The organism is Halorubrum persicum, assembly GCF_002727125.1.
Taxonomy (GTDB): domain Archaea; phylum Halobacteriota; class Halobacteria; order Halobacteriales; family Haloferacaceae; genus Halorubrum; species Halorubrum persicum.
The window spans coordinates 85,986-97,531 of record NZ_NHOA01000030.1; the positions used below are offsets into that span (position 1 = coordinate 85,986).

An 11,546-nucleotide genomic window follows, 5' to 3' on the forward strand; every position below is an offset into this window, starting at 1 on the left:
GCGACGCCCGCGGCGGCCGAGGCGGGAGCCCGGCGCACCGCAGCGGGGACGCCGATGCGCCGGCTGTTCGCCACTCCTCAGTCGGGCGATCGCCCGCCAGCTACTGCTCGTTCATCGCCTCGCTGGCGATGTTGCGGCCGCGGGAGTTCAGCGCCACCTCGCGGCGTACCCGCACCTCCTCGACCACTTCGAGCTCGACGAGCCGCTCGAACGTCTCCTCGACCGCGTCGACGTCCATTCCGAGGAACGACGGGATCTCGAACGGCGAGACGCCGGAGTACAGCGCCATCAACACTTCGCGGTCGCGGCTGGAGAGGTCGACGTTCGTCGAACTCCGCTCCTCGCCCTTCCGGAGCCACGCCTCGACGAACCGCATCCGGTTGGGGTCCCCGGCGATGTGGGTCTCGATGCTGGTCCCCTCGTCGTCGGTGTGCGACACCTCGATAACGGGTTTCTTCTCGCCGTTGACCGTGCGTTTCGCGGCGTCGAGCCCGCTGATGTCGTCGAGGTCGAACTTCACAAACGCGCCGCTCTCGAGGGCCGCGTTGAGCCCGTTCTCGTCGATCTTCACCCGTGCCTGCTCCCACTCCGTCTCTTGGACGACGCCGCCCTCGATCGCGGGGTGTTTCGCCGTCACCGTCCGCTGGTCGAGCAGCGCTCGGTACACGTCGCGCTCGAACGACTCGTGCTCCGAGGCGGCGACGAGCAACACCTGATCGCCGAGGTCGAAGCTGACGTAGTTAGAGACGCGCGCGACCGACTGGTTGGCGTCGTGGCGCCCGCCGAGCCCTTCGAGCTTCGAGAGCGGAACCGTTCGCTTCCCGTCGTTGCCGGCTAAGATGAGCCGGCGGTTCGACAGGAGCACGCGCCCCAGCGTCCACGAGACGTCGCTCACCTTCCGCCCCTCGCGGACGGCGACCGCGAACCGCGCCTGGGTGTCGGCGATCTTGTACTCGCTGCTCCCGCCCGACATTTACCGCCCCCCCGCTCGGAGCTTCGACACCGCCGAGAACACCCGCTTCCGGACCGCGGGGCTCTCGTCGTCGGTGAACTCTTCGAGCCGGTTGAGCGTCTCCTGGCCGCCCACCTGTCCGAGCACGAACACCGCCTTCGCGCGGGCGTCCTCGGGATGTTCGGTGCCGAGCCGGTCGAGGAGCCGGTCCTCGACGATCGGCCCGCCGAGGCTCTTGAGGCTGGTGGCCGCGAACTGCGCGGTCTGTGGGTCCTCGTCGGCGAGCGCGTCAGCGAGCGCCTCGACCGCGACCGCCGACTCCGGTTCCGCGACGCGGCCGAGGATCCACGCCGCGTTCCGCCGCTGGCGGCTCTGCTGGCCGTCGGTGAGGATCTCGACGAGCGGCTCGACGACGGTCGCGTCGTCGGCCTGTTTCAGCTCGGAGACGACCTGATCGCGGACCGCGTGGCTCTGCTGGGTCGGCACGTTCGAGAGCAGTTCGATGACCGAGTACACCGCGGCGTTCCGAACCACCGCGCTCTCGTCGCCGAGCGCGCGCGCCAGCGGTTCGACCGGTTCGGGGTTGTTCGCCTTCCCGAGCGCGCCGGCGGCGATGCGCCGGAGCGACTCGTCCGAGTCGTCGAGCAGGTCCAGGAGGGGAGAGAGCGCCTGATCGGTACCGATGTTCCCGAGCGCGTTCGCGGCCGCCCGCCGGACCCGCGGCTCGTCGTCGAGCCGCTCCGTCAGCCCGGGAATCGCCCGCGGGTCGGCGAACGTCCCGCAGGCCTGACACGCGCGGAGCCTGACGCGGGGGTCCTCGTCGTCGAGCGCCTCGACGAGGTGCTGGAGACCGCTGCCGTCGTCGAGCCGGCCGAGCGCGTTCGCGGCGGCCATCCGGAGCTCCGGGCGGTCGGCCTGCAGCGCGCGAGCGAACTTCCGGGCGGTGACCCACTCCGCCTCGGAGCCCTTGGTGCCGGTGAGCTCCGAGAGGAGCTGTTCGAGCGCCGCCTCGCCGATCTCGTCCAGCGCGTCGACCGCGGCCCCGCGGACCTGCGCGTCCTCGTCGCCGGTCGCGGCGCGCAGGAGCACGTCGATGGACGGCTGGTCGTCGGGGTCGGCGACCTCGCCGAGGAACTCGGACGCGCGCTTCCGAACCGCGGCGCTGTCGCTGCCCATGGCGTCCCTGAGCCGCTCGGCGTTCCCGTCCCGGGCGTGCTGGTACAGCGACATCAGACCCTCCGAAACACCCGGCGGCGCTTGTCGATCGGTTCGTATCTGTCCGACCGGTCCGGCGGGACGCTCTCGGTCATACCGAGCACGAGCACGCCGTCGTCAGCGAGCGACGATTCGAGCGTGTCGAACAGCGACCCCTTGTGGTCGACGTCGATGTAGATCAGCAGGTTGCGGCACAACACCACGTCGAAGGGATCGCGAGCGCCGTCGCGGATCAGGTCGTGCGTCTCGAAGTCGACGAGCCGCTGGACCGCCGGTCGGACCCGGAACGCGTCCTCGTCGCGCTCGACGTAGCGGTCCGGGTCCGAGAGCGGTTCGAGCTCGGCCGCGATGTCGGTCGTCCGGGTGGTGTGGTAGACCCCTTCGCGGGCGTCGTCGAGCGCCTCCTCGCTGATGTCCGAGCCGAGCACCTCGACGCGCGACTCGTCGATCTCGGGGTCGTCGCAGGCCAACATCGCGACCGAGTAGGGCTCTCGACCGTCGGCCGAGGGTGCCGACCAGACGCGGACCCGACGCTGCTCGCTCGTCCGATCGCGGAGCACGCCGCGGAGCACGTCCCACATCTCCGGGTTGCGGAAGAACTCCGTCACGTTGATCGTGAGCGCGTCCATCAGCGCCTCGCGCTCCCCGTCGTCCTCTCGGAGCAGCCGCTCGTACTCGGCGTGCGACTCGGTGTCGCGGCGGCGCATCCGGGCGGTGATCCGGCGGTCGAGGTACGACTCGTTGTAGTAGCCGGGCTCGAACGGCACCGTGTCGTCGATCTGCCTAAGGACGCCCTCGAACTCCGTCTCGGTCTCGCCGCTCATAGGCTCACCACGTCGAGCACGGCCACGACGTCGCCGTCGCCGAGGACCGCCGTGCCGCTGAGTCCCGGCGTCCCCGACAACGGCCCGTCGAGCGGTTTCACGACCACTTCCTCCTGATCGAGCACGGCGTCGCAGTGGAGCGCGACCTGCCGGGTCTCCTCGCGGATCCGAACGAGCATCCCGTCGTCGGTCACGCCGCCGTCGGTCGTCGCGGACGCGGCGTCGGCCTCCGCAGGCCCGTCGCCGCCCGACTCGTCGGGACCATCGGGGGCGCCGGCGCCCGACCCGGCCGCCGCGGCGCCGCCGTTCGTGAGCCGCTCGTTCAGCCGGATCACCGGGTAGAGGTCGTCCTCGTGGCGCACGATCTCGTCTCCGTGGACCTCTTCCACGTCGTCCGCGCGGGCGACCTCGGCGATCGACTTGATCGGGATCCCGTACTCCGTGCCGCCCACGTCGACGAACATCACCTTCACGATGGCGACGGTGACGGGGAGCCGGAACCGCACCGTGGTCCCCTCGCCCGGGTCGCTCTCGACGGAGACGGAGCCGTCGAGGTCGCGGGCGGTCGTCCGGACCACGTCCATCCCGACGCCGCGTCCGGAGACGTCGGTCACCTCCTCCGCGGTGGAGAAGCCGGGGTGGAACACGAGGTCGTACACCTCGCCGTCCTCCATCGCCTCGACCGCCTCGCGGCTTTTGACGCCCTCGTCGACGGCCTTCTCGCGGAGCTGATCGGGGTCGAGCCCGCCGCCGTCGTCGGCCACCTCGATGATCACGTGGTCGCGCTCGCGCTCGGCCGTGAGCCTGACGTGTCCGGTCGGGTCCTTGCCGGCGGCCTCGCGCTCCTCGGGGGACTCGATCCCGTGATCGACCGCGTTCCGCAGGACGTGGACGAGCGGGTCGCGCATCTCCGTGAGGATGGTGCGGTCGAGCTCCACGTCGTCGCCCTCGATCTCGAAGTCGATCCGCTTGTCGAGGTCCCGCGAGATGTCGCGGACGAGCCGCGGGAACGAGTCGGACACCTGCGAGAACGGGATGAGCCGCATGTCCATCGCCGTATCCTGCAGGCTGGACGCGAGCTTGTCGAGCTCGTCTAACGCGTCCGACTGCGCGTCCAGCTCCTCCAGCTCCCGGCGGAGCTTGATCCGGCTCGTCACCAGCTGCTCGACGAGACCGTACAGCTCGTCGACCTGATCGACGTCGACCCGGATCGACTTGATCTCGTCGCCGGACTTGGAGTCCGTGCTGGAGCCGGAGTTGGTCCCGGACGAGGATTCGCCGCTGTCGCTCTCGTCGGTTGCGTTCGCGTCGTCTGTGGCACCCTCGTCGGTCGCTTCCGCGTCGGCGGCGTCCTCGACCTCGGGTTCCGCGTTGGCGCCCTCGTCGTCCACACCCGCTTCGGCGTCGGCGTCGGCTTCACCCGACTCGTCCGCCTCGGCGTCTCCACCGCTTTCGCTCGCTCCGACGAGCGTCGTCGCGACCGACTCGACCTGCGTGAGCGCGCCGAGCCCCTCGGCGACGACCGCGGGGTCGGCGTCGGCGACGAAGGCGTCGAACCGCTCCTCGTACTCACCGTCCTCCAGCGCCTCGGGGCCGGGCACGGTGACGAACTCGCCGAACTGGCCGTCGAGCGCCTGCAAGACGAGCGCCGCGTCGACGCCCGCCATCGCGGTCTCGCCGACCGTCACGTCCGCGTACGCGACCGGCTCGCCGAGGGCGGCCGCCTCGTCGGGGAGATCGGGGACGGAGATGTCGTCCGCGTCTCCGTCGCCCTCATCGGTCGCGTCGTCGGCGGTGTCGGCGCCGGCCTCGGGCCCGTCGGTCGCTTCGCTGCCGGAATCGCCCGCGCCGGCGGTCCCGTCCTCGTCTGCGTCCTCACCGCCGACGGTCCCGTGCTCCTCCATCTCTCGGAGGCGACTCTCCAAGTCGGTGGGGTCGGTCGACACGTCGCCCGTGTCGGCGATCTCGGACACCATCGCCTCGACGGTGTCGACCCCCTCGAAGAGGAGGTCCATCAGCTCCGGCGTCACCTCGCGGTCGCCCTGTCGCACCGCGTCGAGGAGGTCCTCGAGGGCGTGCCCGAAGTCGGAAACGTCCTCGTACCCCATCGCCGCGGCGTTCCCTTTCAGCGTGTGGGCGACGCGGAACACGTCGTCCATCGCCTCGGCGTCCTCCGGGTCGGCCTCCAGGGCGAGCAGGGCGTTGTTCAGGTCCGTGATCCCGTCTTCGGCCTCGGCGACGAACGCGGCGCGGTGGGAGTCCATCAGGCCCCACCCCCAACGATCGCGCCGGCGACGTCGTCGAGGTCGTGGACCTCGTCGACCCCGCCCGTCTCCACCGCTCGCTTCGGCATCCCGTAGATCACGCAGGTGTCCTCGCTCTGTGCGATCGTCCGCGCGCCCGCGTCGGCCATCGCTCGGATCCCCTCGGAGGCGTCGGCGCCCATCCCGGTCAACACGACCCCGACGAGGGGGCCGTCGACGACCTCGGCGGCCGAGCGCATCGTCACGTCCGCGGCGGGCGTGACCGACTGCGAGTCGTCCTCGTCGAGCTTGACGCGGAGGCGCCCCGACCGGTAGCTGTCGATCCGGGTGTGGCTCCCGCCCCGGGCGACGAGCGCCTCTCCGGAGCCGATCCGGGCGCCGTCGCTCGCCTCGCGCACGTCGTACGCCGAGGCCTCGTCGAGGCGGTCGGCGAACCGCGAGGTGAACGCCTCCGGCATGTGCTGGACGATGACGAGCCGGCAGTCGGTCATCGGTAACGCCGACATGACGCGCTCGACCGCGTTCGGTCCGCCGGTCGACGCCCCGATCACGACCGTTAGCGGCTCGTCGATGTCGGCGCTCGCGGTCCGCGTGGCGGGCGTCGACGCTCGGGAGGCCGTCGCGTTCGCGTTCTCCTCGGCGGCGTCGTGCTCGCGGCGGTCGCGCGTCGCCGCGGCGAGGTCGGCCCCCGCGACCGATCGGACCGCCTCGACGAGCCGGTCGGACTCGCGGGAGACGCCGGTCGACACCTCACCGCCGGGTTTCGAGAAGAAGTCGACCGCGCCGCGTTCGAGCGCCTCGAACGTCACTTCCGCGCCCTCGGCGGTGTGCGCCGAGAGCATCAACACCGGCGTCGGCGTCTCGTCCATCAGCCGTTCCACGGCCTCGAGCCCGCCCATCCCCGGCATCTCGACGTCCATCGTCACGACGTCCGGACGCGTCTCGGCGACCACCGACAGCGCCTCGGCGCCGTCCCCCGCCTCGCCGACGACCGCGACCCCCGCGTCGGTCAAGAGGTCGGAGATCAAGCCTCGCATGAACGGCGAGTCGTCGACGACGACCGCCCGCAAGGAGTCGTCGCGATCGTCTCGCCGATCCGTCGTCCTACTCATGTAGGGAAGCGGGCCCAGAATCAGCATAAATCCACGGACCCGGTAATCACGCCTGATAATTCAGGGGACACGGTTATTGGCCTCTTCGCCGCAGACACGTCCATGGCAGCCATGGAGACGGACGCCGAACCCACGAAGGTGCTGGAGTTCGGGCTGGGCGACGGGACGTACTGTCTGGACATCGGGGTCATCGACGAGATCGTCGACGCCGGCGAGCTCACGCGCATTCCGAACTCCCCCGACCACGTCGAGGGCGTGATGGACCTCCGGGGACGCACGACCACGATCGTCGATCCGAAGACGCTCTTCTCGATCGACGAGGAGGGCCCCCGCGAGCGGATCGTCGTGTTCGACGACGAGGAGATCGACGAGGGCGGCACCGTCGGTTGGATGGTCGACGAGGTGTTTCAGGTCCGCGACGTGGCGCCCGAAGATGTCGACCAGGCGACGACCGTCGACGACGAGGGGGTCAACGGGATCGTCAAATCCGACGACCGCTTCGTGGTCTGGGTCTCGCCGGACATCGACGATATCGGGGCCCTCGACGCCCCCGACATCGACGCCGACGGCGAGGCGGACGACGCATAGCGCCCCGGACCGATCCTTGTCGATCGTTCTCACCCGTGAGAACTGGGTGGTAACCCTTATCCGATAACCGACACGTTCCTCCGTATGCGCGCCTCAAGTGGCGTTCCCGGGTTCGACGACATCGTCGACGGTGGCTTCCCGGAGAATCGCCTGTACGTTGTCAGCGGCCCTCCTGGAAGCGGGAAAACGACGTTCTGTTCGCAGTTCGCCGCGCAGGGCGCCCGCAACGGCGAAGACGTGCTGTACATCAGCATGCACGAGACGAAGGAGGGGATCCGTCGCGACATGAGCGGGTACGAGTTCGGGTTCGACCGCGCCCTCGACACCGACCGGATCACCTTCCTCGACTCCTTCTCCTCCGACGGTCGGCGCTTCTTCGGCCTGCCGGGCGAGCGACGGGACCACTCGGGAGTGACGAACCGGCTCACGGGGTTCATCAACTCCCGCGACATCGACCGGGTCGTCTTCGACTCCACCATGCTGTTGCGGTTCCTCCTCGACGACGACGAGGACACGATGATCCAGCTGCTCTCCTCGCTGAAGCGGACCGACGCGACGACCCTGCTCATCTCCGAGATGACCGACCCGAGCGCCTACTCCGAGGAGCATTACCTCGCGCACGGCGTCGTCTTCATGCACAACTACCTCGAAGACGACGGGATGCAGCGCGGGATTCAGGTGTTGAAGATGCGCGGGACCGACCTCGACACCGACATTCAGGGCATCGAGTTCACCGACGGCGGGCTCCGGGTCGGGGAGGCCGCGACGGTGAGCCACTGATGTACGACCGGACCTTCGGGACGGAGTGGGACGACCTCGACCGCGAGGAGGCGGTCGAGCGCGCGTTCGCACTCGGGGTCGCCGACGGCGTCGGCAGCAAGCGTCCGGCCGAGCTCGACCGCATTCTGGACGCCTTCGAGAACGCGTACGACCGAAGCCTGATCGAGCTCTCGTACGACGAAGGCCGGACCAAGGCGCTCGAGATCGCCGCCGAAACCGATACCGACGACCCCGACGCGGTCTGGGACCAGCTCGTCGACGGCGCCGGCTCTCCGCGCGGTTCGCCCGTCTCGGCGGCGCTTCCCGGAGCGATAACGGAACTGACACTGACGAGGAGCCCCCGAGAGGGCCCCCCGTCGTCGCTCGACCTCCCGTCGATGCTCCGGAAGTGATCCCTCGGAAGGGTTTTACCCGACACCCCCTCAAGCCAGACACATGACCGTGCTTCCCGACGCTGTCCGCGACGCCGACAGCGTGCTCGTCACCGGGCCGCCGATGAGCGGGAAGTACGACCTGTTCAACCGACTGCTCGCCGCGTGGTCGACCGGGCCGGTGGTCATCTCCACCGGTCGCACCGCGGAGAAGGTCCGCGAGGATTACGAGTCGATCACGGGACACGACGGCGACGACGTGGTCGTCATCGACTGCGTCACCCACGAGCAGGGCGACAAACGCGACGACACGCCGATGACGAAGTACGTCGCCAGCGCCGGCAACCTCACCGACATCGGGATCAAGTTCACCGACGTGGTCGAGTCGTCGGTCGGCCGCGACCGCGCCGTCGGCGTCTACTCGCTGTCACAGCTGTTGATGTACTGGGACCCCGAACGGATCTACCGGTTCACCCGCGTGATGACCTCCCAGACGTCCGGCGAGGGATGGCCGTTCGTCGGCGTGCTCAACTCGACCGCCCACGACGAGCAAGTGGTCCACACGCTCCACGAGCCGTTCGACGTGATCGCCGAGACCCGCGTCGAGGACGACCGGGAGTTCCGCGTCCGCGGACGGGTCGGGCAACCCTCGGAGTGGATCTCGTTTTAGCACACCGCCCTCTTCCGGCGTTCACCCGACCAGGTCGAACTCGGCCCCCAGCGGCGGCGCGTCGGGGATCCCCCAGTAGACGAACCGATACGTGCCGGCTCCGAGCGGCGGGCACACCTCGAGGTCCCGGTCGGGGACCGCCGACGCGATCGCCGCCTCCTCGAGGTCGATGGACCAGATGTACGCGCCGCTCGGGTCGAGCGTCTCCTCGTCGCGCGGGAGCTCGACCGCCTCGCCCGAGCTCGATCCCCGAACGTCGACCCACCCCTCGCCCGTCTCGCGCTGGAACGAGTAGGCGTGTTTGCCGAGGACGGTCGCCGACCGATCGCCCGTGTTGCGGAACACGAGCCGCATCGACTGCCCGTACGTCTCGGCGTTCCCCTCCGTCGCCAGCTCGAACCGGGTCCCGGCGGCGTCGACGATGGTCCCCTCGACCGGCTCGTCGAAGGGCGCCGTCAGCCGGACGAACGCGTCGTCCTCGCAGGTCAGCGTCGTCGGGACCCCCTCGGGGCCCTGCGGCCCGTCGCCCGCGGCGAAGTCGAGACACCCCGCGACCCCGACCGAGCCGGCGGCGGTGAGGGTCGCCGCGCTCGTCGCCAACAGATCGCGTCGCGTGCGCTCCATGCAGTCCGTTCGGGCGCGGCCGGCTTGAACCGCACGCGTCGCCCCCGCCCGCGTCAGCGCGCGCCCGGTTCGGAACCGCTTTCCCGTCGGCCGGCGCATGACCGCCCATGGAGCTGTTCGGATCCAGCGGCATTCGCGGCGTCGCGCTCCGGTATCTCACGCCGGAGCTCGTCCTCGACATCGCGAAGGCCGCCGGTACGACCTGGGACGCCGACCGGGTCGCCGTCGCCCGCGACACCCGCACCACCGGCGAGCTGTTCGCCAACGCCGCCGCCAGCGGGCTGGCCGCGGTCGGCTGCGACGTCGACCGACTCGGCGTCGTCCCGACGCCCGCGGTCGGGAACTACTGCGAGACCGCCGGCGTCCCCTGCGTCCTCGTCACCGCCTCGCACAACCCGCCGGAGTTCAACGGGATCAAGCTCGTCGGCGACGACGGCGTGGAGCTGTCGGTCGGCGTGCTCGAACGCGTCGAGCGGCGGGTCCTCGACGACGACTACGACCACGCGAACTGGCGGAACGCGGGCGCCACGACTCGGATCGAGGGCGCGGTCGACGACTACGTCGGCCAGCTGATCGACGCCGTCGACGCCGTCGACGCCGAGGCGATCGCCGACGCGGGGCTCACGGTCGCGGTCGACCCCGGCCACGGCGCGGCGTCGGTGTCGTCCCCGCGGATCTACCGCGAACTCGGCTGCGACGTGCTGACCGTGAACGCGACGCCCGACGGCCACTTCCCCGGTCGGCAGTCCGAGCCCGTCCCCGAGAACCTCGGCGACCTCCAGCGACTCGTCGCGACCACCGACGCCGACGTTGGGATCGCCCACGACGGCGACGCGGATCGGGCGGTGTTCGTCGACGAAGACGGCGAGTTCGTCGACGGCGACACCTCGTTCGCGGCGATGGCGGACGCTTGCCTCGACCCCGGCGACGCCGTCGTCAGCGCGGTGAACGTCTCCCAGCGGCTCGTCGACGTCTGCGACGCCAACGACGCCGACCTCGAACTCACGCCCATCGGGGCGACGAACATCATCACCCGGACGCGCGAACTCCACGAGGAGGGGGTCAACGTCCCCATCGCGGGCGAGGGGAACGGCGGGGTGTTCTTCCCGCCGTACCGGCTCTCGCGGGACGGCGCGTACATCGGCGCGCGGTTCCTCGAACTGCTCGCGGCCGCCGACGCGCCGGTCAGCGAGGCGGTCGCTCCCTACGAGGATTACCACTTCGTTCGGCGTAACGTCGAGTACGCAGATGACGACGAGCGCGACGAGATGCTGTCGGCCGCGCGCGCCTACGTCGAGACCGCGGACGCGGAGCCGAACACGACCGACGGCTACCGGCTCGACTACGGCGACGCGTGGGTGCTCGTTCGCCCCTCCGGCACCGAGCCGAAGATCCGGATCTACGCCGAGTCCGCCGACGCCGACCGCGCCGAACGGCTCGCGACGGACATGTACGTCGCCGTCGAGAGCGGGCGGTAAGAGGGGTACGGGTAGTTCGAGCGGAGACGGCGACCGCTTACTCGGAGAGGGCGACCACTCACTCGGAGACGGCGGACACCGTCGGCTCGGACGGGCACTTCGCCCAGCGCATCGCGGCCGCGGCGTCGTTGAACGGCTCGGGGTCGATCCCCTCGACGTCCATCGTCCGTTCGAGGTACTGCCGCTTGGGACGCTCCGCGGCCACCGCGAACCGCGTCACGCCGCGATCGGCCGCCGCCCGCGCCGTGCGCCGGAGCGTCCGGCGACCGGCGTCCGAGCAGGGGCGCGTCGTCCGCACGACGAGCACGACGGCGTGCACCCGTCGATCGGCCACGAGCGTCTGCCACCGGTCGAGCAGTCGCTCGCCGTCCGACGGGGAGAGCCCCGTCCCGTGTGGGAGCTCGACGACGATCACCCCGTCGTCGACTCGGATCGACCACCGCTCGCTCGGTTCCATGGTATCAGCTCTCACGTGTCGGCGGATAACTGTGACGTACTGGTTATTTCCATTGATAACCAGAGCGGTTGAGGGCTCGTCCGGAGGGTTCGCAAACAGGTTTTAACCGGGGGTTTAAGCTGAGCCTGAGCGTTTTCGCAAGACGATGTCAAGACTCGCCCCGATATCGAACGTGATATTCACCGAAGTATTAAAAATCTGACAATTTGGA

12 protein-coding genes are annotated in these 11,546 nt (G+C 70.0%); 5 read left to right on the forward strand and 7 right to left on the reverse strand.

Features of this window, described 5'->3' with window-relative positions:
• Window positions 1–100: 100 nt before the first annotated feature.
• From DJ69_RS04580 to cheB, 5 genes are read right to left on the reverse strand one after another with little or no spacing between them, the layout of a single operon-like run.
• On the reverse strand, window positions 101–973 hold the full coding sequence (locus DJ69_RS04580; protein ID WP_099254507.1) for a CheF family chemotaxis protein: 873 nt from the start codon (window positions 971–973) through the stop codon (window positions 101–103).
• Window positions 974–2,182, reverse strand: a complete 1,209-nt coding sequence (locus tag DJ69_RS04585) for a HEAT repeat domain-containing protein (RefSeq protein WP_099254508.1) — start codon at window positions 2,180–2,182, stop codon at window positions 974–976.
• Window positions 2,182–2,991, reverse strand: coding sequence for a CheR family methyltransferase (locus DJ69_RS04590; RefSeq protein WP_099254509.1), 810 nt, complete (start codon window positions 2,989–2,991; stop codon window positions 2,182–2,184). Before DJ69_RS04590 ends, DJ69_RS04585 begins: the two co-directional genes overlap by 1 nt.
• A complete protein-coding gene (locus tag DJ69_RS04595; RefSeq protein ID WP_099254510.1) occupies window positions 2,988–5,255 on the reverse strand; it encodes a chemotaxis protein CheA in 2,268 nt (755 codons plus the stop codon). Before DJ69_RS04595 ends, DJ69_RS04590 begins: the two co-directional genes overlap by 4 nt.
• A complete protein-coding gene (cheB, locus tag DJ69_RS04600; RefSeq protein WP_180271722.1) occupies window positions 5,255–6,367 on the reverse strand; it encodes a chemotaxis-specific protein-glutamate methyltransferase CheB in 1,113 nt (370 codons plus the stop codon). The genes DJ69_RS04595 and cheB overlap by 1 nt, the downstream gene beginning before the upstream one ends.
• A 102-nt stretch (window positions 6,368–6,469) precedes the next feature.
• Here cheB and DJ69_RS04605 point away from each other — a divergent pair, with 102 nt between their 5' ends.
• From DJ69_RS04605 to DJ69_RS04620, 4 genes are all read left to right on the forward strand, one after another.
• Window positions 6,470–6,955 carry a chemotaxis protein CheW gene (locus tag DJ69_RS04605; protein WP_099254512.1) on the forward strand — a complete coding sequence of 162 codons (486 nt, stop codon included), beginning with the start codon at window positions 6,470–6,472 and terminating at the stop codon, window positions 6,953–6,955.
• Window positions 6,956–7,039: 84 nt separating this feature from the next.
• A complete protein-coding gene (locus tag DJ69_RS04610) occupies window positions 7,040–7,735 on the forward strand; it encodes an RAD55 family ATPase (RefSeq protein ID WP_099254513.1) in 696 nt (231 codons plus the stop codon).
• Window positions 7,735–8,127 carry a hypothetical protein gene (locus DJ69_RS04615; RefSeq protein ID WP_099254514.1) on the forward strand — a complete coding sequence of 131 codons (393 nt, stop codon included), beginning with the start codon at window positions 7,735–7,737 and terminating at the stop codon, window positions 8,125–8,127. Before DJ69_RS04610 ends, DJ69_RS04615 begins: the two co-directional genes overlap by 1 nt.
• 43 nt (window positions 8,128–8,170) lie before the next feature.
• Window positions 8,171–8,776, forward strand: coding sequence for a DUF7504 family protein (locus DJ69_RS04620; RefSeq protein WP_099254515.1), 606 nt, complete (start codon window positions 8,171–8,173; stop codon window positions 8,774–8,776).
• Between the two features lie 21 nt (window positions 8,777–8,797).
• Here DJ69_RS04620 and DJ69_RS04625 read toward each other — a convergent pair whose 3' ends face one another.
• On the reverse strand, window positions 8,798–9,400 hold the full coding sequence (locus tag DJ69_RS04625; protein ID WP_099254516.1) for a hypothetical protein: 603 nt from the start codon (window positions 9,398–9,400) through the stop codon (window positions 8,798–8,800).
• Between the two features lie 107 nt (window positions 9,401–9,507).
• Between DJ69_RS04625 and glmM the strand changes: the two genes are divergently transcribed.
• Window positions 9,508–10,878, forward strand: coding sequence for a phosphoglucosamine mutase (gene glmM / locus DJ69_RS04630; protein ID WP_099254517.1), 1,371 nt, complete (start codon window positions 9,508–9,510; stop codon window positions 10,876–10,878).
• A 58-nt stretch (window positions 10,879–10,936) separates the two neighbouring features.
• On the opposite strand, the gene DJ69_RS04635 is transcribed toward glmM, so the two are convergent.
• A complete protein-coding gene (locus DJ69_RS04635; protein WP_099254518.1) occupies window positions 10,937–11,335 on the reverse strand; it encodes a hypothetical protein in 399 nt (132 codons plus the stop codon).
• Window positions 11,336–11,546: the final 211 nt, after the last annotated feature.